General features: G+C 57.3%; 18 protein-coding genes and 1 riboswitch. Of the genes, 5 read left to right on the top strand and 13 right to left on the bottom strand.

What is annotated here, in order from left to right:
* Nucleotides 1–426 precede the first annotated feature (426 nt).
* Nucleotides 427–3,087 (bottom strand): calcium-binding protein, encoded by a 2,661-nt coding sequence (locus ABWH92_RS04610; RefSeq protein ID WP_375572567.1) that lies wholly within the window; start codon nt 3,085–3,087, stop codon nt 427–429.
* Nucleotides 3,088–3,406: 319 nt separating this feature from the next.
* Between ABWH92_RS04610 and ABWH92_RS04605 the strand changes: the two genes are divergently transcribed.
* The 5 genes from ABWH92_RS04605 to ABWH92_RS04585 all read left to right on the top strand — a co-directional run bounded on the left by ABWH92_RS04605 (nt 3,407) and on the right by ABWH92_RS04585 (nt 9,120).
* Nucleotides 3,407–3,994 carry a hypothetical protein gene (locus tag ABWH92_RS04605; RefSeq protein WP_375572565.1) on the top strand — a complete coding sequence of 196 codons (588 nt, stop codon included), beginning with the start codon at nt 3,407–3,409 and terminating at the stop codon, nt 3,992–3,994.
* Between the two features lie 3 nt (nt 3,995–3,997).
* Nucleotides 3,998–5,392 (top strand): MBOAT family O-acyltransferase, encoded by a 1,395-nt coding sequence (locus ABWH92_RS04600; RefSeq protein ID WP_375572563.1) that lies wholly within the window; start codon nt 3,998–4,000, stop codon nt 5,390–5,392.
* Nucleotides 5,393–5,402: 10 nt separating this feature from the next.
* Complete coding sequence (locus ABWH92_RS04595) at nt 5,403–6,431, top strand: hypothetical protein (protein ID WP_375572561.1); 1,029 nt, start codon at nt 5,403–5,405, stop codon at nt 6,429–6,431.
* Nucleotides 6,428–7,756, top strand: a complete 1,329-nt coding sequence (locus ABWH92_RS04590; RefSeq protein ID WP_375572559.1) for a hypothetical protein — start codon at nt 6,428–6,430, stop codon at nt 7,754–7,756. Before ABWH92_RS04595 ends, ABWH92_RS04590 begins: the two co-directional genes overlap by 4 nt.
* Before the next feature lie 101 nt (nt 7,757–7,857).
* Complete coding sequence (locus tag ABWH92_RS04585) at nt 7,858–9,120, top strand: GNAT family N-acetyltransferase (RefSeq protein ID WP_375572557.1); 1,263 nt, start codon at nt 7,858–7,860, stop codon at nt 9,118–9,120.
* A 70-nt stretch (nt 9,121–9,190) separates the two neighbouring features.
* On the opposite strand, the gene ABWH92_RS04580 is transcribed toward ABWH92_RS04585, so the two are convergent.
* The 12 genes from ABWH92_RS04580 to ABWH92_RS04525 form a co-directional block, all read right to left on the bottom strand.
* The gene (locus ABWH92_RS04580) at nt 9,191–10,183 is read right to left on the bottom strand and encodes an ABC transporter substrate-binding protein (protein WP_375572555.1); all 993 of its coding nucleotides are present in this window, start codon (nt 10,181–10,183) and stop codon (nt 9,191–9,193) included.
* Nucleotides 10,180–10,935 carry an ABC transporter ATP-binding protein gene (locus ABWH92_RS04575; protein ID WP_375574185.1) on the bottom strand — a complete coding sequence of 252 codons (756 nt, stop codon included), beginning with the start codon at nt 10,933–10,935 and terminating at the stop codon, nt 10,180–10,182. Before ABWH92_RS04575 ends, ABWH92_RS04580 begins: the two co-directional genes overlap by 4 nt.
* Before the next feature lie 23 nt (nt 10,936–10,958).
* Entirely contained in the window at nt 10,959–11,756 is a 798-nt protein-coding gene (locus ABWH92_RS04570; RefSeq protein ID WP_375572553.1) for an ABC transporter permease, read from the bottom strand.
* Between the two features lie 4 nt (nt 11,757–11,760).
* Nucleotides 11,761–12,369: a YkoF family thiamine/hydroxymethylpyrimidine-binding protein gene (locus ABWH92_RS04565; protein ID WP_375572551.1), complete on the bottom strand. Its 609-nt coding sequence runs from the start codon at nt 12,367–12,369 to the stop codon at nt 11,761–11,763.
* A riboswitch (TPP riboswitch) is annotated at nt 12,363–12,475 on the bottom strand. It overlaps the preceding gene by 7 nt.
* A gap of 49 nt (nt 12,476–12,524) precedes the next feature.
* Complete coding sequence (locus tag ABWH92_RS04560; protein WP_375572549.1) at nt 12,525–13,595, bottom strand: DUF1513 domain-containing protein; 1,071 nt, start codon at nt 13,593–13,595, stop codon at nt 12,525–12,527.
* 1 nt (nt 13,596) lies between these two features.
* Nucleotides 13,597–14,670 carry an imelysin family protein gene (locus ABWH92_RS04555; RefSeq protein WP_375572547.1) on the bottom strand — a complete coding sequence of 358 codons (1,074 nt, stop codon included), beginning with the start codon at nt 14,668–14,670 and terminating at the stop codon, nt 13,597–13,599.
* The gene (locus ABWH92_RS04550) at nt 14,671–16,233 is read right to left on the bottom strand and encodes a di-heme oxidoredictase family protein (protein WP_375572545.1); all 1,563 of its coding nucleotides are present in this window, start codon (nt 16,231–16,233) and stop codon (nt 14,671–14,673) included.
* Between the two features lie 8 nt (nt 16,234–16,241).
* Complete coding sequence (locus ABWH92_RS04545; RefSeq protein ID WP_375572543.1) at nt 16,242–17,537, bottom strand: imelysin family protein; 1,296 nt, start codon at nt 17,535–17,537, stop codon at nt 16,242–16,244.
* A gap of 217 nt (nt 17,538–17,754) precedes the next feature.
* Nucleotides 17,755–18,465: an RraA family protein gene (locus ABWH92_RS04540; RefSeq protein ID WP_375572541.1), complete on the bottom strand. Its 711-nt coding sequence runs from the start codon at nt 18,463–18,465 to the stop codon at nt 17,755–17,757.
* The gene (locus tag ABWH92_RS04535; protein WP_375572539.1) at nt 18,450–19,145 is read right to left on the bottom strand and encodes an alpha/beta fold hydrolase; all 696 of its coding nucleotides are present in this window, start codon (nt 19,143–19,145) and stop codon (nt 18,450–18,452) included. Before ABWH92_RS04535 ends, ABWH92_RS04540 begins: the two co-directional genes overlap by 16 nt.
* 113 nt (nt 19,146–19,258) lie before the next feature.
* Nucleotides 19,259–19,738 (bottom strand): cupin domain-containing protein, encoded by a 480-nt coding sequence (locus ABWH92_RS04530; RefSeq protein WP_375572537.1) that lies wholly within the window; start codon nt 19,736–19,738, stop codon nt 19,259–19,261.
* Nucleotides 19,739–19,851: 113 nt separating this feature from the next.
* Nucleotides 19,852–20,799 (bottom strand): SRPBCC family protein, encoded by a 948-nt coding sequence (locus ABWH92_RS04525; protein WP_375572535.1) that lies wholly within the window; start codon nt 20,797–20,799, stop codon nt 19,852–19,854.
* Between the last annotated feature and the right edge of the window lie 29 nt (nt 20,800–20,828).

Raw genomic sequence — 20,828 nt, 5'->3', positions numbered from 1 at the left:
TCATCAGGATCAGGCAATCTTGCAGGCAGGCATGCGAGGTTCGCCCGTTGCTCGCTCCTGGTTCAGGGCTAAGCTGCAGACCCGCTGTGGCAAAGCATCGCTTTGACCAACGGGTCTGTTGCACCTTCGGTCAAGGCAAGGAAGCCACTGCCACATCAGCGCGCTGTTCCTTGCTCGAGCTTAGATCCTCTTTGAGCCTGCTCTGCCAGAGAAACAGCGTGAGGTTTTAGAGATGGAGCGTGACGCAGGAGATCTACTGAGCACGCAAAGAGCTTCAGCCCGCCAAGCCGATACGCAAGATCTGCTGATCGGACGGTCAGCAAAAGCAAAGCAAGAAAAAGGGCACCCGGAAACCCCGGGTGCCCTTAACAATTGGCGTTGAAAGGCCGCGGTTTCCAAGAACCACGGCCTTATTGATGGGGAACCTTAGATCAGAAGACCATCAAGAATCTCGTCCCGGAAATCATCTTGATAACCAGAGCTTCCCTGGTGGGCAGCAAACCGAATGGACGTGCCATCATCGAGATTGAGCACAATGTCACCATTGTCTTCATTGGAAAGCTGTTGCGCAATCCAATCGAAGGCATCGTCGTGACTGTCTTGCAGCTTCAAATCGCGCAAGTCCAATTGATCAGACTCCTGGGCGTTTCGGGCAAAGTCTGAAATCCGGTTCTCAGAGCCATCCATGTCATTGGTTTTCAGGATGAAGGTATCGTTGCCCGAACCACCGAAGGCAGTATCTGTGCCCTTGCCGAAGAGAATCTTGTCGTTCCCTTGGCCGCCATAGAGCACGTCGTTGCCATTGTACCCGTGAAGGTAGTCATGATCGTCGTCGCCGTACAAAACATCGTTGTCCGACCCGCCGTTCAGCTTGTCCTTACCGGCACCACCATGGAGCACATCGTCACCATGGCCACCCTTGAGATGATCGCGACCGTCGTCACCTTTGAGGGTATCAGCTCCTGATCCACCAGAAAGGAGGTCGTTGTCACTTCCGCCTGAAAGCGTGTCATCACCAGAGCCACCGGTCAGCGTGTCGGCACCTGCATCGCCAAACAGCATGTCGTCCTGCGACCCACCGTTCAATGAATCAGCGCCCTTGCCTCCATGGAGGTGATCTTCGCCCGAACCACCCAAAAGGGTGTCTGCGCCCGAGTCGCCCCGCAGAGTGTCCGCGCCAGAACCGCCTTCCAGTCGGTCGTCACCGTCACCGCCGGACAGGATATCATTCTCTCGGCCGCCGTTGAGCTGGTCATTGCCTTCATCGCCGAACAGAGTGTCATGCCCAGTTCCGCCTTGAAGGGTGTCATCTCCCAGGCCTCCACGGAGGGTGTCGTGCCCCGCAGAACCGTCTAGAAGATCGTTGCCGACGCCACCGAAAAGCACGTCATCATCTTCCGGCAGAAGATTGCCGAACTGATCGTAGCGAAGCCCTTGGTCGTCATAGAAGGAGATCAGGCTGGTTTCGTAGCCTGGCCCTGCGCCGCCATACAGCTCATCGTCGCCCACGTCACCGTGAAGTTCGTCGCCCAATGAACTGCCGACAACCTTATCATCACCATAGCCGCCGTAGGTCAGATCCTTGTCGGCTCCAGCATGAATGTCATCGTTATAGCTTTCAGATGGATCCTCTGCCTCATAGAGCTCCGGGCCACGGATCAGCACGACCGCTGAGGGATCAAACTCAGTGAAGGGGTCCATTGATCGCGGATCAACAGCACCGTCATTGCTGTAGGCGCGTGGCGCGTCGCTGACGAGTTCAAGATAGGCGTTTCCATCGTCCGTCTTGTTGATGCGATAGATCCCGCCACTGATGCCAGTGCTGTCGTTCATGTCATGATCGCCACCATTGCCACCGGCATAGAGGTTACCATCGCCGTCAATGATAAACGCACCGAACGTGATATCAGGGACGCCATCAAGCATCTCGCCATCAACCTTGGTGCTGACCACGGGGATGCTCGTCATTGCAGGCTGGCCGCCCGCTTCAACATCTGAGATATCGATCTGAATCAGTTTGGTCGCCTTGCCCTCAGCAGAGGGGCGTACAAGGCCGAAGAAGCTTTTTGCTTCGGCATCATAGGCAACATCCCAGAGCTTGTCCGTCACCAGATCGCTGGGGAACTTAAAGGTCGTCGAGACAGGATTGCCGTCCGCGTCCTTCTGGTCCACGTCAATCATCGTGATACGATCAAGATCAGACTCGAAGGCCCAAAGATTGCCGTTCTCATCGAAATCGCCCGTCCAAGAGCGATAAGGCGTTTCACCCACGCGGTAGGCATGACCCTCGGCATCGTACATCACCAGGTCAGTTTGCGACACGGCGTTGCCGAGCGCGTCAGTCCCGTTTCTCACAGCGATGCCATAGATCAGATCATCTTGCTGATTGAAGCCAATAGCATTGACAACGACCGTCGCCGCAGCGCCAGCAGGTGTGTAGGTCGCTGTCTCAGGGTTAAAGATGTTCAGCTCACCATCGAGAACCTGGTATATGTTGGTCTGCCCTTCGGCAAAGGCTTTAACCTCGACCTGCTGGCCCTGAACGTCGACGCTTTTTTCGTACCAGAAAACCGGACCGTCGGTGTTGACCTCAGGACCACCGGTTTCATCACTGGGGAGGGCGCGGAAGGTCAATTCACCTTCTCCACCTGTGCCAGTGAAATTCAAAACAGCATCGGCGAATACGCCGCTTGAAGTGTCAAACGTTCCAACAACATCGTTGTTCCACAGCACTTCGACGCGGCCCGAAACCATCCCGGCCGCGTGGTTGGCGGCAACCTCAAAAGCGATTTCATATTCAGCGCCTTCGATGGTTGTCACCGTTTGTGACATCTGCGCGTTGCCAGCTTCGTCCTGACTGAGTGCCCATTGGCCGCTCGCGCCATACTGGTCAAAGCTGATGGCGTTATCGGTCGCCTGCAGCAGGTTCTCGCCGATGAAATCGCCATAGATGGTATCGGCGCCTTTTCCGGCTTCTACAGTATCATCACCAGCGAGCCCGATGATCAGATCAGGCTGGTTGGAGCCATCAATGATGTCGTTTTGGCCAGTGCCGGCCAACGGGGCCGGATCGTTGTTGTTAGACATGGTGTTTCCTTTTCAAAGTCTGAAAAAGTGCATTGGCCAATCGGTTGAGGCCTGCACCAAGGTCGGACGCTGCACGTCTGTGAGGTGCTGAGCGATGGCGACCGTCGGCATGTATTACGTCAAACCTTGAGGGGCGCGGCGGCGGATGGGGATAGGTGCTGTCTCGAAAGGATAGTTGCTTCGATTTCAGTCTTTTACGGCAGGACAGCTCGACCTTAGAGGCGTCGCCTATACCCCTGCATAGCGCCGCTGTGCCATTGCCGTGCCCACGCCGTCGATCCGCTGGTTTAGATCCTTCGCAAACCGAAAGGATCACCCGATGACGCGGACATGCGGCCTACTTTTATGTGCAATGCTTGTTGCTTTTGTCTCGCCTGCACGGGCGGAGATTGAAGATGGGCTCTATGGCGCAGCCGTACCCAACGACGCATTGTTTGTGCGCCGGATCGGGATTGTTGATGCCTCTGTAGACCTCTTTGGGCGGTCCTTCTCAGCCGGTGAACTGCCTGAGGAGACCTATGTGGCAATCTCTGCCGCACAGCTGGATGGCGCACAAGCAGGTGGTCACTACACGATTTTGAGTGATGGTGCTGACCCCTTCATTCTTCAGGAGCCCGTCCGAACTGAACCATCCAAAGTCCACCTCTTCCTTCTAAATGCAGACTCCGCCTCAGCACGTCTGGTGGTGGCAGATGGTGGTCCGGTCGTGATTGACACCACGACAGATGGCCAAATCTCTCAAAGAGCAGTGAACCCCGTCTCAGTCACGTTGACCGTTGAAGCAAACGGGCTGTCTGAGAACTTCGATCTGGTTTTGCGTCGGGGCGTCAACCTGACTTTCCTCGTAGCCGACGGCGATGTGCGCCTGATCGAGAACCGCTATGGCCCAGTGATCGAGGCCCGTTAAGCCATGATCTTTGCGTCCCACATCTTCATCTTTGGGTTTCTGCCGCTGTTTCTGGCAGCCTATTACCTGGTGCCCGCGCGTTTTCGCTCGCTGCTCATTCTGCTGGCGAGCTACGCCTTCTACGGCTGGTGGCGGGTGGACTATTTGGCACTCGTTATCGCTATCTCGCTGATCAGCTACGTAAGCGCCACTATTGCAGCCACGGCCGTTGACCAAAAGCGCAAGGCGCTTGCTGTGAGGAGCGGAATAACGCTCATCCTCTGTGCTCTGGGCTACTTCAAGTATGCGCACTTCATTGTTGGGATGACCAACGGCCTCACTGAAAGCTTCGGTGCCGCGGCTTTCACGATGAACACCATCATTCTGCCCATTGGCATTTCATTTCTCAGCTTCCAGTCGATCAGCTACATCATTGACGTTGCTCGTAAGGATGCGCCACCTGCGAGGAGTCTTGTCGACTTCCTTGCCTTTGTGGCGCTCTTCCCGCAGCTCATCGCCGGTCCCGTCCTGCGCTACAAGGATCTTGCAGCTCAGTTCCTTGAACGTACCCATAGCGTTGAGAAGTTCACTTTTGGGGTCCAGCGCTTTGTCACAGGGCTCGCGATGAAGCTTCTGGTCGCAGATACCGTTGCCCCTTTGTCAGATCGTGTTTTTGCCCTGGCTGAACCGTCATTGGCCGAGGCGTGGCTCGGGGCAACTGCTTATGCTGTCCAACTCTTTTTCGATTTTGCCGGCTACTCAGCGATGGCGATCGGACTGGGACTTATGATTGGGTTCAAGTTCGTTGAGAACTTTGACCAGCCTTACGCGAGCCAATCGGTCACCGAGTTTTGGAGGCGTTGGCATATCAGTCTCTCGAACTGGTTGCGAGACTATCTCTATGTACCCTTGGGCGGCAATCGCAACGGCACACTCAAGACCTATCGCAACCTTATTCTGACGATGGTTCTTGGTGGGCTATGGCACGGTGCAAACTGGACCTTCATCCTATGGGGCGGTTGGCACGGGACTGCACTTGCACTGGAGCGCCTTGCGGGGATGAAGCCGGGAGGCCGCCAACTGCCCTTTCGCCTTGGCTGGCCCGTCACAATGATGATCGTGCTGATTGGTTGGGTGATGTTTCGCGCACCGAACGTCGGTCAGGCCTTCGACATCTACGGCGGAATGATCGGCCTCAATGGCTGGGCCCTGTCCTCGCAGTTTCAATACGCAACACAGTCTGTCGAACTTCTCGCGCTCTGCGTTGGTGGATGTCTTTCGACGCTCGACCTAAAGAACCGAGTTCTTTTTGACCGACTGACACCGCCGCGATCAGCGACAACGGTGGCCCTCTTTCTGGTGTCGAGCCTCGCGCTGAGTGCTCGGACACACACTCCATTTCTCTATTTTCAGTTCTGAGGGTTGAACGATGCCGACCAACAAACGTTCGTTTCCTGTTGCCATGATGTTTCTGCTGGGGGTCAGTCTGCCCGGCGCCATTGGCCTGTCGACGACAGAATCACCAAGGCTTGATAGCGGTGTTCTTTCAGGCAGTTATCAGCGCATTTATGAGTCCGAGTTCACGCAGAATATGCCGCTGCGAAACTGGGCCGGAGCAACTTACAGGGCGTTGACATTCGCACTCTTCAACGAAGCCGGTCCTGAGATTGTGATCGGCGATAGTGACTGGCTTTTTACAATCGAAGAGTTTGGGAACCCAGCTGAAGAAGTCGCTTTTGCCTCATTGGTTACAGCGGTTCGCAATGAGCTTGATAGCCATGGCATCACGCTGATCCCGGTCGTCCTCCCAGACAAAACACGCATCTATGCTGATCGCCTACCGCGGCCACGAAGTGTGGCCATCGAAACGCGCTATGCAGATGTCCTGAACACTCTGCGGGCTTTAGGGTTCCAAGCAGCCGACCTGAGCGATGCGCTGGCAATTGAGCAAGCCGGTGGCGACACATTCATGCGCACCGATACGCATTGGAGTCCGCTTGGTGCCCGACTAGCGGCAGAAGCCATCGCTGACGAGGCGGGCATTGCAGGCACCGGATTTGTTCAGTTTGAGACAACATATGACACAGAGACCACCTTCAATGGTGACCTGTTGCCATTTGTTGAAACTGGTCTTTGGAGCGACTGGGTTGGTGTTGACCGCGAGACGCTATCGCGACCGGTCACCGTCACAAACTCTTCCGACTCCGACCTGTTTGGCGATCAAGAGATTGGGATTGCACTTGTTGGAACAAGTTTCTCTGCCCGATCGGAATTCAACTTTGCTGGCTACCTACAAGAGGCGACCGGCCTTGATCTGATCAACCTTGCCGTCGAGGGGCGCGGCCCATTCGCACCCATGCAAGAAGCGCTCGAGAACGGTGCAATCAATCAAATCGCCCCCCGTTTTGTCATCTGGGAAATCCCAGAACGATACATCCACACAAGGAATCTCCCATGAGCATCGTACCTCTTATCACCGGGATCATTGCTGTCTCAGCCGTGGCAACATCAGCGCTGGCAGAGCCTTACTGTCCCGAAATGCTGAACCGAGACGAACTTGAGCCCCGGTATCAACGCCTTGCGCCGATTTACAACTCTGCAGAAACCGGCTGGATATTTGGAAGTGACCAACTGGACTATCGCTATGTGTTGACGAACACGGAGCAAACTTTGCTGGCCGATCTCGTCTCTGAGCTCGCATCGCGCGGCACTCAGCTTTCTATGTTGATTGCTCCTCCCCGCCCAGTCGTCGCCGGACAAGAGGTTGTTGATGAAACAACCGGCCAGCCAGGCAGTTATGACATGGCGGCTCAAGCCAATGCGTTTCATCACATGATCGGCCAGTTGAAGGAGGCCGGAGCCGTAGCACCGGATCTTTTGGCACTGGCGCAATCGCAACCATCTTTGGCCAACACCTACTATTTTCAACGCGACACGCATTGGACCAACTTGAGCGCAGCCTACAGCGCACTGGCATTGGCCAGCGAGTTGTCAGGTGACCCTGAGCCAGCGTTCGACCCTTCGTCACTAGCGCAAATTGAATTGGTGGAAGAACCGGGGTCTCTCAGCGAGATCGTATCAGTCGTATGCGATACAACGCCAGGCTCAGAATTCAGCGCACTCTTGGACTATTCTCCGCATTTGCCTCAGGCGGGGGGTCTCCTTGAAACTCCCACGGACGCTGGCGATGCGGCCATTCTGTTGGGCACCAGTTTTTCTGACCGGAACAGACGAGACCAGTACCAAACCGCCGACGCGCTAGCCGCTGCCCTGCAACGCCCCATCCAGAACCGCTCGGTTTCTGGTGGTGGGTTGGTTGGTCCATTCGAGACCTACATTCTGACCGGTGGTTTCGCTGAGGATCGACCTGATCTTGTCATTTGGGAGTTTCCATACACCTACGAGCTTCGTGAAAGAGAGTTGCGCCGTTTGCTCGGCGCGCTGCGGGCTGACGAGGGCGTTGCGCACACCCAGTCCTTTGCCATTGGGGGAGATACCACTCAGATCGACATGCCGAACAATGCGGTCAGTAGAACACTTCTTGGACTGCGCATGACCGATGGCTCTGCCCGCGACATGATATTGCACCTGCATTTCGATGATGGCAGCGATGCGCAATTTCGGTTGCGCCGTAAGACAAGGATGGACGAGGTCGCCATCCTCGATACGTGGTGGATTGATCTTCATGATTTTCCCGCACCACTTGCATCCATAACCCTAGAATTGCGTGGCAACTCTGACCTGAGGGAGCTCCAGCTGCTAACGGCTGATGCCTCCAGTTAGGTACCAATGCGACACGCAAAGGGCTGCGATCTCCGCCACCGCGCACTGATCCATTCTTCCATCTGTTCTTGAGATTTGACCCGTTCAGCGAGGCCTTCCCCATGAAAACCCTATATCGTTCTGAAAAGCCTGCGTTGTTGGCGCTGACTGGGCTAACTGGCCTTAATGAGGTTTCTCAAGAGGCCGTTGAGGCAGCAAATCCTTCAACAACCTGGCGCTGTTTCTCCAGCTTCCAAGACGCTGAAAAGACATGGCGTTCCTTGGAGCAGGATGCCACCGGATCGGTCTATCAGCGCTACGATTGGTGTAAGTGCTGGTTTGATGTGTTCTCGACATATCGCGCCATCAAACCATTGATTGTTGTTGCCAGTGTGGGGACGAAAGTCAGCTTGCTTTTGCCTCTCTACATCCAGTCTGGTGGTGCGGGTGTGAAAGTCGCTAGATTCATGGGCGATGATCACGCAAACCTGCGTGTGCCGCTTCTAACCAATCGTGGCTTGGAACGCTCGTACATCCTGCGTTTGGCCAAACAGCGCGAACTTTTCACGGCATTAAGCCAGGTTCTGCGGAACCAAAGAGACGTGGATTTCGTGGATCTTTCTTCGATGCCCGCCCAGTTGGATGGCAACGTCAATCCACTCGCGCATATTTCAGCAAAATCCAGTGAGATCCTGTTCTTCAGCGGAAGACTTGATCCTGACTTTGAACGCCTCAAAGCAGCTCGTCGCCCCACAAAATCGCAACGCAAAACACGCAGAAACATCAAACAGTTGGAACGTCATGGAGCACTCTCCTTTGAACAGGTCCATGATCCTTCTGCTCTGAATGCCATACTCGATCTCTTCTTTGAGCAGAAAAGTGGTCGACTAACCAAGGCAGGGGTACGCAGCGCGTTTGAATTAGAAGCAAACCAGACCTTCCTGCGGCAGTTGGCCAGTGCGTCTCTTGTCCAAGACAATCAAACCTTGGAACTCTACGTGCTTAAAGTTGGCGACCAACCCGTGGCTATTGCTGGAGGCGGTAGGTTCAACGATCGTTTTTCGATGGGGATCAACTCAATGACAGCCAACCGAGCCTACGCGATGCATGGACCAGGCCGCATCTCGGTAGACACAGCGGTGGAATGGTTTTGCAGGCAGGGCGTGGCCTCGTTCGATCTCGGCTTGGGAGAAAACGAATACAAGCATGTTTGGTGCGACCCGGTTCCGTTGGTCGATGTTGTTTTCCATGTGACGGGCAGAGGGTTGGTGTATCGGTGCCTTGCTGCAACGAAGCGTGCCGCGATCAGGACCGTCAGGAAATCTCCGCCGTTGCTTCAACTGGCTCAACGTGTCCGGCTAGAGTTGCAACGCGTTCGTGCCTAGCGGTCGCGATGCGCACGATCACGGATGACCGCTGTATGCGCATCGCATCTGTTTGGTTTTTGGATGGGGGCTAGCGCGCCAAATAGGCATTGGTGAACCAGCTGGAAACATCAGGCATCGTTTCCAAGGGCTGGCCGTCCTGCCCACGCAAAATGCCCGCTTCAAACAAGAACCCAGTGATGTTGGCGATCATCTCCTCGTCGATCAGCCCGACAGGTTCGCCATCATCCTGCAAATAGCCGCCCTCGACCAAGGCCTGCATGGAGGCACGCACCAGCTCCGGATTGGTCAACATGCCGGCGGTTTCTTCGATCAAAATATCGGCGGCCTCTTCAGGATTTTGCGCAGCAAACGCATAGCCACGCTGGGCGGCTTGAACAAAGGCTTCCGCTAGGTCCGGATTGTCCATCAGCCAGGTGCCATTGCCACCCAGAAACGTTGTGTGCTGATCGGGCACGCCATAATCGGCGTAGCGGAAGGCGCGCTGTGGACGGTTGAGCAGCACCGAGTTCACACCTTCCCATGTGCTCACTTCCAGCGTGAAATCCACGCTGCCATTGGCCAGCGCTTCATAGGCTGAGGTACCAAGCGTGACGGTATCGAACGTTCCCTCACCGCCATCATTGGCGATGATGGTGGAAATCAGCGCCTCCTCCCACGCGCTGCCGAAACCGGCATAGGTCATGCCATCAAGGTCCGCGGGGCGCTGAATGTCGTCACGCTCGCCATTGAAAACCAAACGTCCAGTTTCATGCTGAACAATGGCCATGACGACCGTCATATCCGCACCAGTAGCCCGCTGGCTGTGGAACCCGACCGCGCTCAAGATGCCAAACTCTGCCACCCCGGAAGCAACCAAAGTGCCAGAGGATGTATCGGTGTAAGGCAGGATATCGACGTCTAACCCCACCTCCTCAAACCAGCCTTTGGCCTGTGCCACGTAAAGGCCGACATGGTTCGTGTTGGGCGTCCAGTCGAGGGCAACACTCACCTGATCCTGCGCTGATGCGGGAAGTGCCGTGCAGAGAAAAGCGGCGGCCAAAAGATGCTTGGTGAACGTCATGAGATGTCTCCAGTTTGGTTGATCAAAATGTCGGTGAGCTCTGCCTCCAACGCATGGGCGTCTGGCGTTGTTGGGCTGCCGAGGCGAGGACGGGACGCTGGCACGACAAGCTCGGCAATCACGCGCGCGGGACGAGCGGAAAAAACGTAAATCCGGTCGGACAAAGCGACCGCTTCGCGCACATCATGGGTGACAAGCAGCGTCGTCCAACGCGCCTTGCGCCAACGCGTCTCAAACCAACTTTGCATCTGGGTGCGGGTAAGCGCGTCCAGCGCGCCAAAGGGTTCATCCAGCAACTGAATGGATCGCCCTTGCGCCACGGTGCGCAGAAGCGCCGCTCGCTGGCGCATGCCACCCGACAGCTGTCCGGGGTAATGGCGTTCAAAACCCGCAAGACCGAAATCATCGAGCAGTGGCATCACCTGCTCGCGGGCTTGGCGGCGTGCTGCACCCTGCACCTCAAGGCCCAGCGTCAGATTGTCGATGATACGTCGCCAGGGCATGAGCGCATCACACTGCGGCATGAAAGCAAAACCGTGCTGGTGCACATCAAGTGGATGACCATCCACGGCAATCGTTCCACTTTGGAGCCGGACAGCCCCAGTCAGCAGACGGAAGAGCGTCGATTTGCCAGACCCCGAGGGTCCTAAGATCGAAACAAACTCGCCAGGCTCCACATGGAGAGAGATGTCATCAAGCACGTGCGTATCGCCCAACGTGACACTGACTCGGTCCACCGCCAACGCGCGCATCTGTTGTTGAGGCGCTAGGTCGCTCAAGGCCCACCTCCATAGGTGCGCCAGCGCAGAACCACGCGTTGAACCAGCGCCATGATGGCAAACAACACCAGCGTGAGCAGGGAGCTAATCACCACGGCGGCCAACACCAGATCGGGTCGAAAGCTGTTTTTGGCATTCAAAATCACAATGCCGAGGCCAGCGCGCGCGCCGACATATTCGGCAAAGATCGCCGCGACCACCGCATAGGTGATCGAGATGCGTAGGCCCGCAAAAAAGTAGGGCATTGCCGATGGGAGCCGCGCGGCCAGGAACACCCGGCGGCGGGTGGCACCCATAGAGCCCAGCAAATCCTCGATTTCTGGATCGGTGGCTTCATAGCCATCGACCAACGCGACAAGCATCGGGAAGAAGGTGACGAGCGCGACGATGAGCACTTTGGGTGTCAGCTCAAAACCGAACCAGAGCACCACCAAAGGGGCGATGGCCACCAGCGGTAGGGTCTGGCTGACCACAAAGATAGGGAACAGCGCGCGCCGCACCCTGGGCATGAAATCAAGAACGACCGAAAGCAGAAAAGCCACGCTCACTGACAGAGCAAAGCCCATCAACGTGGCGCGGATGGTGGGCAGCGTGTTGGCCCACAACAGCTCGCGATTCAATGCCATCTGTTCCAGCACGCGCGAGGGTGCAGGCAACATGAGCGGGGAGATACCCGACAGATGCACGTAAAGTTCCCAGAGGGCGAAGGCGCTGATCAGACTAAGGGCAGCGGGCAACCCACCGATCAACCCTCCGCCCTTGGGGTTCAACCCAGGGCGAGGGAGCGAACGCATCGGATCAGCGCTTGGACGGGCTGTTGGCCGAAACGGTCAGGTCGATGGTGACGTGCCCATTGGGCGGCCCAAACCGGCAAAACGCTTCTTGTAAGGTCGCAAAGACCGGCCCGGCATCGCCTGTCAGGCGGGTGCAGAAGTTTTTCGAGCGATCAAAGGTCCCGCTGCTTCTCAAAAAGTCGATGCAGCCCGTTATCTCGGCCATGTGGTCACCTGCGCCCATCACATAGAGCGAGAACTGCGCATCGGCGATCTGGCCGGTGTCGGGCGCTGATTTCAGCGCATCCAACGCCGCCTGCTGACGCGAGGCCAAGGGCTCAAACGGATTGGCAAGGGCCGACGTCTGGCAAATGGGGTCATCCGGCTCGCCAGGGCAACCGCGCGAAAGCGTTGCCCGCAACACCACGTGGTGACCCTTAGAGGCGGCCGACGCATAGAGATCGCGCAGCGCCGGGAACAGCACCTCCGGCGGACCAACCACCAGTGTAGAGATGTCATCGGTCTCAATGCGCAACCGATCACGCCATGGATCAAGGGCATCGAGAGAGGAAAGAATGACGTCCACGAATGTGTCGGTCATCGGATAGAGGGATAGTTGTGCGCCTGCGAACATCGCTGTCCTCCTTGCTACGCTGGCATTACCCAGATCAGCTTCGAGGGTCCTGGGCTTGGCGCCCAAATCTCAGCCGCGGCTCTACGCGGCACCCCTGTGGTGAGGGTGTGATGGCAGGTCTATGAGGTGATGGCAAGAGACCTAGGGTTGAGACCCTAGGTGAACGAACGCAAATGATTGTCCCAGCTCAGATCAGCCCGCGCCTCGCCGGTTCCAATGACGTAGCCCTGGCCGGTTGAGAACGCAAAATCGGGGCCTTGAGGCGCAACACCGCATACATCACCAAGTGTGTGAACACGAAGAACAGCTTGGCTTTGCGCACCCAACAGAATGGCAAGCCCGCCGCGCGGACTGGTCAGCGCAATCTGTTCACCGTCAGCGCTTGCTTTGATGGAGCCCACATAGTGTCGCAGCGCCGCGCGCTCAGCCTCTGGCAGCGTGACAAGGCCAATCTCCCGGCCTCGCTGATGGCGACCGACAAGCGCCACCGCGTCGGTCGGAGCACCTTCATACTGTCCACCAAACCACACTGATCCATCACCTGCTTGGGTCATGTGACGGATCGAAAGCTGGTGCAGGCTCGCAGGCAAAGCGACCTGTTCAAGCAGATCGCCAGTTGAACGGTCCAAATAGCTGATCGATGGTGCCATAGATGCAAGGTTGAGCTTCTGGCGGGGAAAATCCGGGTGAGTGAGGATGCCGCCATTGGCAACGGCGATTGTCGAGCCATCATCAAGCAGCAGCGCTTCGTGAGGCCCCATACCATGGGTCTGGAATGCACCGATACGACGGTACCCATCAGTGGTGTCGTAGATACCAAGGAGGCCGCGTTCGCCATCATAGTCATTCTCGGTGGCGTAGAGCAGTTGCCCATCGGGCGAGAAAAACCCGTGACCATAAAAGTGGCGGCCCGGCGCGGCTTCAAAGGCAAAAGCTGGCGCCCGCCGAAGCAAATCCATCACCAACGCGAAACGCCCTGGCCTGCGCGCAAAGGTGACCGCCCAACGTTGGTCAGGCGAAACCACCGTGTCGTGGCCCCTGGCGGGTAAGGCCTCGGTGAAGAGAACAGCGCCAGCTTCATCAAGCGCAGCGACACCAAAGGTTCCAGCAGGGTCGCGATAGGCTGACAAGAAAGCCGGTGCGCCGGAAGCGCTGGTGAGCAGTGAAAGTGGTGTGACCCCAAGCCCAGCGCAGACAGCAACGAAGTGACGACGCGTGAGGTCCAAGCTAGTCGCCGTCCAGGGAGTTGAACCCCATCGTCAAGCCCAACTCAGCCGGATAGACCTCGCCCACCACCCGCATGGCCCCTGCCAAAGGCAGCGCCACACTGGCAATCCTGCCATGCGTATCTTCGCTGGTGACGAGCGTTTCCAAGCTATCACCGCTTTCGATAAGAGCATCCAATCGGCTTACAATTTGGCCAAGCTCAAACCGCACGGTGCCCGCATAGCGCTGCGCCTGCTCCGGCAAGAGATCGGCAAACCGACCAGCCTCGTTCAGGCTTAGCATCGCCTCAGCATTGACCAGGATCGAGGGCAAGGTTTGACCTGATCGCCAGAAAGGCGCGCGGCGATAGCGCGCCTCACTCGGTGAGGTTCCAACCACACGCACAAGCTTGGCATCGTGGATGATCTGCAACTGTTCAGCCATGGCGCGCAGCAGCTCCTGCAACGCTTCACCTTCGGTTCTGTAGACCGCATTGTCTGGCCCAGGCGAGAGCATCAAAGCGCCATAGCCCTCATGACCGCTCCATCCTTCAAAGAGGTCAGATGATGTGTCGGCGATGGCGCCTGCAATAGCCTGCGCGTAAGCGCAGCGATGCATATCGCCCTCTGCCAGAGCCTCAAAACCTGTACCAAAGAGCGCGTAATCCAGTGCCAGAAGCCCTTGCAGTGCAACGCTTTTTCCCTGCAGGCTTTCCACGCTGGTAACGCTCTCATCTTGCGTTGCAAGCACGCCTTGCACCTGGTTGAGGCCACGACCGTTGCGGTCTGGCCAGAAGAACAAGCGCTCAAGGGCATTGTCGTCACGGGCCGGTCCAAAGCGGATGAACTCCACAGCAGACCACGCCTCCACCAGATCAGCAAACCCAGCTTGCGCGGCCTCCAAAGCCTCCGTTGACGGCGCGGCACACATCTGCTCGGTGATGACAACTTGCTGATCGGCCACGCCCATCAATGTCGCGTGGGCGGGCAGAATATGCCCCTCGATCATGCCACGTGTGATGGCCCCAAGATCGCTTTGCGCGGATGCGGGCAACGCCATCAAGGTCAAGCAAGTCGCAGCAATAAGGTGACGCATCTAAAGACTCTCCAAAAAGGCGATCAGCGCACCGCGATCTTGGGTGCCAAGTTCAACAACGGAATCGCGCGCATCTTCAGCTTCGCCGCCGTGCCAAAGAATAGCCTCCAGCAGTGAGCGCGCACGCCCATCGTGCAAAAACTGGGTGTGTCCATTCACCGTTTCGGTCAACCCAATGCCCCAAAGGGGCGGGGTTTTCCATTCGCTGCCCGATGCGTCGCCCACAGGGCGATTGTCGGCCAGGCCCTCGCCCATGTCATGCAACAGAAAATCAGAGTACGGCCAGATGAGCTGGAATTGATGCGCATCGGTCGCAGCATCGCGGCTGGTCACATAATTGGGTTGGTGACAGGAAGGACAGCCCAGATCGTGGAAAAGCGCTTTGCCGCGCAAAACCTCAGGATCATCGACATTGCGGCGCATCGGAACCGCAAGATTGGCGGCGTAAAACGTTACAAAATCGAGCACGGGATCAGGCGCTTCGGTGTCGCCGAGGCGCGCTTGAACACCAGTTGGCATCGCCAAGCAATCGGGTTGATTCTCGGTGCAATCGCCATGCGCCGCGGGAACGCTTGGGGTTGAAATACCTATATCGCCTGAGAAGGCACCCGCTGATTGTTGGCGCACGGTGGGATTGGAAGCTTTCCAACCGAAAAGACCCAGCGCCAGCTCGCCTGATTGCTCCTCCAGCACCCAGCTAGGGCGACCGGATATCCCATCGCCATCTTCATCATCAGGGTCGGCAAGCGCTAAAATATCATCAGGATGGATCGCCTCGATCAGCCCCAAGCCAATCATGGGTGGGGCGACGCGCGGGGAAAGCATGACCTCTGGATCCATCTCACCATAGCCAAGATCAGCCACGGAATAGGTGGGACGGCGCAGGTTCACCACCTCGCCATCGGCCAACACAACTTCTTCCTCGTCATAGGTGATCACCATGCGGCCTTCGGCCTGCAAACCAGGCACAGCAAGATCCTGGAACTGCCCGCCATAGGTTGGCTCGGGAATGCGCAACAAAGCCCGGCTCTCCAGCGCGGCGAATTCCTCGGGCGTCCGTGGTGGAACCGAGAGGCGCAGAAACATGGAGATCGCGCTGTCATTGGCATCGACCGGCGGATGGCCACGTCCATCCTTCAAATGGCAGCTCTGGCAAGAGCGCGCATTGAACAGCGGACCCAGCCCATCAGAGGCTTGCGTGGATGAAGGCGACGACACCCAAAGCTTGGTGAACAGCGAGTCGCCGATGTTGAAATCAGCCTCCTGCTCGAAGGATAGGTTCTGCGAAAAACGCGAAAACGCGTTGCCATCAGGCGTGCCGGTAAAAGTGGCCGCACCGCCAGACATGGCCTCAAAAGGCTGCGCCGTCTCAAAGCTTTCAGGCCTGGCAAGAACAGATGCCACGCGCACCCGGTCAGCAGCGCTTAGATCGGTTCGGTGGGGCAGCGGATCATCGCTGCTCGCCCAAAGGCCGCTGGCATCGGCCAGCAGCAAACCAAAAGCGACGAGGCAGGTGGTTGCACCACCCGCCCCGATCCATTTTGCATTGAAGGAAAGTGCCATGCACCGCCCTACTGGAAAACAGCCGTTGGGTTGTCCAGGCTGTCGGAGCCTTCAAACTCAATGGCATCCAAATCAAGCAGAGCCACAACACGCTCCACGGAACGGGTCTGATCGATCAAACCATCAATAGCAGCTTGCACGGTGGCATTGCCCTCTTCATTGCCCTCACCAATCATCTGGTCGTAGGCCTCGATGCTTTCAGCACGCGCACGCATGATGGCCATCGCCGTCACAGTGGCATCGAGCTTGCCACGCACTTCAGCGTCCAGCGCCGGGTCAGTGGCAGCCACCAGATCCGAGACGGACGGCCCGGAAACCACGGATCCATCGATCCGGCGATAGGTGCCGGTATAGGCATTGCGGATGCCGATCTGATCGAAATAGTGCGAGTTGTGCGTGTTGTCGGCAAAGCAATCATGCTCTTCCTCAGGGTCGTTGAGCAGCAGGCCAAGCTTCATGCGCTCGCCAGCCATCTCGCCGTAGGACAATGACCCAATACCGGTGAGGATCGCGGTGATCCCGGCATCTTCGTCCTCCATCAAAGTGGTGCGCGCTGCACCATCTTCGGTCCAGTTGCCCACCATCTCTTCAAGATCGGCGACCAGAAGGTCAGAGGCGGCAACAAGAAACTCAATGCGACGCTCGCACGATCCGCCTGTGCAATTGCTGACATCAAAGTCGGTGTAAGGGCGGTTGCCAGCGCCTGGGCCGGTACCGTTCAAATCCTGACCCCACAGCATGAATTCAATGGCGTGGTAGCCAGTCGCCACGTTGGCTTCCACTTCACCGGCCTCGTGCAGCGTGTTCTGCAAAAAGTCAGGTGTGATCGAGGCGGCAACAACTTCCGCACCATTGATCATCAGCGTTTCGTTGGCGATGATGTTGGCGGTGAAAAGATCGTTCTCGTCGCTTTCCACACCATAATAACCAGCGTCGACATAGTCGATCAGGCCTTCATCGAGTGGCCAGGCGTTCACACGGCCTTCCCAATCATCCACAATCGCATTGCCAAAGCGGTAAACCTCCGTCTGCTGGTACGGCACGCGCGCTGCAATCCAGGCAGCTTTGGCAGCGTTCAGCGTTGCTTCGCTTGGATCGGCAACCAATGCATCAATGGCAGCATCAAGCGCCACAGCGGTGGTGTGCGAGTCGGTGTAAGCGGCCAGCGCGATGTCGGCATAGGTGTCCAGCACAGCCGATGGCGTGGCATCCATAGTCAAGGCAGGCGAGGCCATAACGGCCAGCGCGCTTGTTGCCAGCAACAGGCGGCGTGTTGATGTTTTCAGTGACGTAGATGATGACATGGGTGTTTCCCTTGCGTTGTGGGGGCACACCTTGCGGTTCAGCAACCCCATCGAGATTTCGTGCAAAGGATCAGGCGGTTTTTGAGTTTTAAATTAGAACAACTCTAAAACTGCAATCCATTTGCAACTTATGTTGCAGGGAGCAAGCCGAAGCGCAATTGCGCATAAGTGCGTAGAGACCTAAGGCCGACGCGACCACCAGATTCGGCAGAGATCATCACGTGCGGGCGGCCTCAAAACGCGCCCAAGCCTCTTCCAGTCGATGGATATCAAAGCCAGGCTCGCGCGCCGGGCCAAGCACAATAGCTTCATTGGCGATCACGGTGTTGATGGCCTCTTCAAGACCGTCAAGAACATCGGGCGGAACAACCAAAGCACCATGCCGGTCTGCATGCACAAGGTCACCCTGGTGCACCGTCAGATCGAAAATGGTCACAGGCTCGCCAATGCTGCGCACGTGCACGAACCCATGGCTTACCCCTACTGAACCGGCCAGCACCGGAAAGCCCTCATCGAGAACATCAAGATCGCGCATCACACCATTGGTGAGCGCGCCGACCATGTCCAGGCCCTTGTGCACGGCCACATTCACCTCGCCCCACCATCCAGCGATGCAATGGGGGAAGTCTGTGTCTTCGATAACCGCCACAGAAGGGTTCGGTCCGGCCGCCATGGACCGGAAATAGTCCATCCGACGCGCCTTGATCATGTCAGCCGGTTCACTTGGTGGTTCCAGCCCTGCAATCGTGGCGGTCCGAGCAAAGCCGACCATCGGTGGATCCCCCGGCTTGGAATGGACCATTGTGCCCTTCGTAAACCGGTCAAAACCCCGCTTGCCCTGCGCCACCTCAATGGCATTGCAAACCGTTGGCGTATCGACAGAGCGCAACAGCACAAGCAAGCTTTCGGGGATCATTCTGTCAGCCATTTGCGCAACATCTCATTGGTAGCGGCGGGTTGTTCAAGCGTTGGCAGATGGCCAGCGCCTTTGATGACGCTGAGCGTGGAACCAGGCACAAGCTCATGCATCAGTGTGTGGCGCTCAAGCGGACACAAGCGATCATCTTCGCCACACAGGATCAATGTTGGCACCGTCACACCGCGCAAGGTCTCGCACTGGTCTGGCCGGGCTTTAAGAGCCAAGGATTGATCGGCAAACACCTGGGGCCCGAGGGTTTCCGCCATCGCCATGCAAAGATCGAGGATCGCTTGTCGATCAGGCCCGTCGGCCAGATAGTTGGGCTTCATTTCATCGCGCATCACCATTCGAAGCTCACCTGCAAGCGCGCGGCGCACCTGGTCATCACGCACCGGCGCCAAGTGAGGCGCATCCGGCAAAGCGTTGGTATCGAGCAACGCAAGCCGTGTCACACGCTGAGGGGCTTGCCTGACAATCTCCATCGCACAGATGCCGCCCATGGAAAGGCCCGCCAGAGCAAAGCTAGGTGGCGCATTGGCCAGAATGAGATCGGCCAAACCTTCGATTGTGTTGACACCGGTCAGCGCGCCAACCGTCACCATCCGTTCATCAGAGAATGCATGGAGCTGCGGGGTAAAAAGCCGCCCATCACACATCATGCCGGGAAGCAGCAGCAGGGGCTCTTCCATTACCTCTCCACATCCTACGTTCTGTCAGCGCCTCTTCTCATAACGACAAAGACGATGCCGCCAAAAACAAAAAGCACCCGCCATCTCAGCGGGTGCATCTAGCACGATCGCGATTAGGCGTAAGGCGTACCGTCCTTGTGGGTGAACACCCAAACGCCATCCACCAGCACGGCCTTCAAATCGTCTTCGGGGTAAGATCCTTCATCACCCGGCGTGCGGTCGCCAATCTCCAGATACACCACCGGTGCACCAGTGCGATTGACCAGCTGATGGGCCACACCACCGGCACGAAACCCGGCGCACATGCCAGGGGTCAGAACCTCCTCGCCTGTATCGGTGCGCAATGTCGGATAGCCCCGTAGAATGTAGATCATCTCATCCTGCTTACTGTGATTATGGAGCAGAGCCAACTCGCCACCGGGCGGCAGTTCTGTGAGGTTCACACCGAAATTGGATAGCCCAAAGACATCGCCCAGCTGCCGCTTGACGCGACCAGAAACCCTGGAGGCAAAAGGTTCAGGATAGTTGGATGGCTTGGTGCGCGGTGCAACCTCATTGGCCATCACGGCCAAGGCAGATGTTGAACGTGTCATGGGCTTCCTCCGTCTTCCTCAAATAGGTCAGTATTACTGACATAGTAGAGGAAGAGATCGGAAAAGGCCCTTACCCATCCGTCTTAGGCGACCATGTCGCCCCACGCGGGCCTCTAGCAGTAGGAAAGTCGTAGGTCGGCACGCAAAAGATCAAGCGGTCGGTTCAACGCCTTGGACTCCATACGACCCACGATTTTTCGAACATCACGATCCAATGGCACGGTCATAAGCGCCATGATCAGCCAGCCGAACAGGTGAGATCGCGGCGTGACAGACCACCAAATGTCCACAAGGGCGCCATCGGCAGCAGGAAGCACAGTCCATCCGCCAACCATCGTATCGAACGGAAAAGGAAAGTCAGGTTCTTCGGTGCGAAACCGCAAGACCAGTGCGCGCGCCTCGGGTCGCCACGCGGTGACCTCTTCTTGCCAGCTTTGGCCTTGATGATCCGTGCAGCGGCGCACCGACCCGTTCGTGACCTCATCACCCGTTAGAATATCCGAGGCCGAAAGCCCTGCACTGTAGTGACGGATCGCACCGAGGTCAGCCACCACGCGCCACATGGCATCGGCACTGGCTGTAACCGGAACCCGCACGCAGTGGCGATAGTGCCCGGGTCCGCCGGCCCGATCCTTCAAAGCATGGCGGATACCGAACAGCTGAGCGAGCGCCAAAAGCCCGACACAAGCGGCAACAACCAGCGTTGCGCCTTCACCCCAAGGCGTCAGCAACCCAGACACCCAAACCAGGGGCACCGTTCCGATAACCCAACCAAGATCGAGCACACTGATCAGCAGCGCCCAACCGATCCGAAGCCGTGCCAGGGCATAGGCGATGAGACCGACAAACCCCAAAAGCCCAACGCCAAGGGCCTGAAGCAGCCAGACGGGAATGGTGCCAAGCCGCACGCTAAGCACCTCCGCCCCCACCAGAAAAACTGCCGCAGAGGCCAAAGAGAACAACAGATTGGCGGTAAACGCAGTTCGTAAAACCGAGAATGCACCTGCTGGCGGCACATGATCATACGGCGTGTGATCGTGAGGCATTTGATCTCCGGGCATGTCAGGCTCCATCGCTGATTATCTAGGTT

Source organism: Ahrensia marina (genome assembly GCF_042140245.1).
Classification (GTDB): Bacteria; Pseudomonadota; Alphaproteobacteria; order Rhizobiales; family MH13; genus MH13.
The sequence above is the reverse complement of the archived record's forward strand: the minus strand, read 5'-3'. Positions and strand labels throughout refer to the sequence as shown.

Coding starts and splice junctions, on each gene's coding strand:
- ABWH92_RS04610 (WP_375572567.1), bottom strand. CDS start 3,087: ATGTCTAACAACAACGATCCGGCCCCGTTGGCCGGCACTGGCCAAAAC.
- ABWH92_RS04540 (WP_375572541.1), bottom strand. CDS start 18,465: ATGGCTGACAGAATGATCCCCGAAAGCTTGCTTGTGCTGTTGCGCTCT.
- ABWH92_RS04605 (WP_375572565.1), top strand. CDS start 3,407: ATGACGCGGACATGCGGCCTACTTTTATGTGCAATGCTTGTTGCTTTT.
- ABWH92_RS04555 (WP_375572547.1), bottom strand. CDS start 14,670: ATGCGTCACCTTATTGCTGCGACTTGCTTGACCTTGATGGCGTTGCCC.
- ABWH92_RS04580 (WP_375572555.1), bottom strand. CDS start 10,183: ATGACGTTCACCAAGCATCTTTTGGCCGCCGCTTTTCTCTGCACGGCA.
- ABWH92_RS04525 (WP_375572535.1), bottom strand. CDS start 20,799: ATGCCCGGAGATCAAATGCCTCACGATCACACGCCGTATGATCATGTG.
- ABWH92_RS04570 (WP_375572553.1), bottom strand. CDS start 11,756: ATGCGTTCGCTCCCTCGCCCTGGGTTGAACCCCAAGGGCGGAGGGTTG.
- ABWH92_RS04535 (WP_375572539.1), bottom strand. CDS start 19,145: ATGGAAGAGCCCCTGCTGCTGCTTCCCGGCATGATGTGTGATGGGCGG.
- ABWH92_RS04550 (WP_375572545.1), bottom strand. CDS start 16,233: ATGGCACTTTCCTTCAATGCAAAATGGATCGGGGCGGGTGGTGCAACC.
- ABWH92_RS04545 (WP_375572543.1), bottom strand. CDS start 17,537: ATGTCATCATCTACGTCACTGAAAACATCAACACGCCGCCTGTTGCTG.
- ABWH92_RS04585 (WP_375572557.1), top strand. CDS start 7,858: ATGAAAACCCTATATCGTTCTGAAAAGCCTGCGTTGTTGGCGCTGACT.
- ABWH92_RS04590 (WP_375572559.1), top strand. CDS start 6,428: ATGAGCATCGTACCTCTTATCACCGGGATCATTGCTGTCTCAGCCGTG.
- ABWH92_RS04530 (WP_375572537.1), bottom strand. CDS start 19,738: ATGACACGTTCAACATCTGCCTTGGCCGTGATGGCCAATGAGGTTGCA.
- ABWH92_RS04600 (WP_375572563.1), top strand. CDS start 3,998: ATGATCTTTGCGTCCCACATCTTCATCTTTGGGTTTCTGCCGCTGTTT.
- ABWH92_RS04595 (WP_375572561.1), top strand. CDS start 5,403: ATGCCGACCAACAAACGTTCGTTTCCTGTTGCCATGATGTTTCTGCTG.
- ABWH92_RS04575 (WP_375574185.1), bottom strand. CDS start 10,935: ATGCGCGCGTTGGCGGTGGACCGAGTCAGTGTCACGTTGGGCGATACG.
- ABWH92_RS04565 (WP_375572551.1), bottom strand. CDS start 12,369: ATGTTCGCAGGCGCACAACTATCCCTCTATCCGATGACCGACACATTC.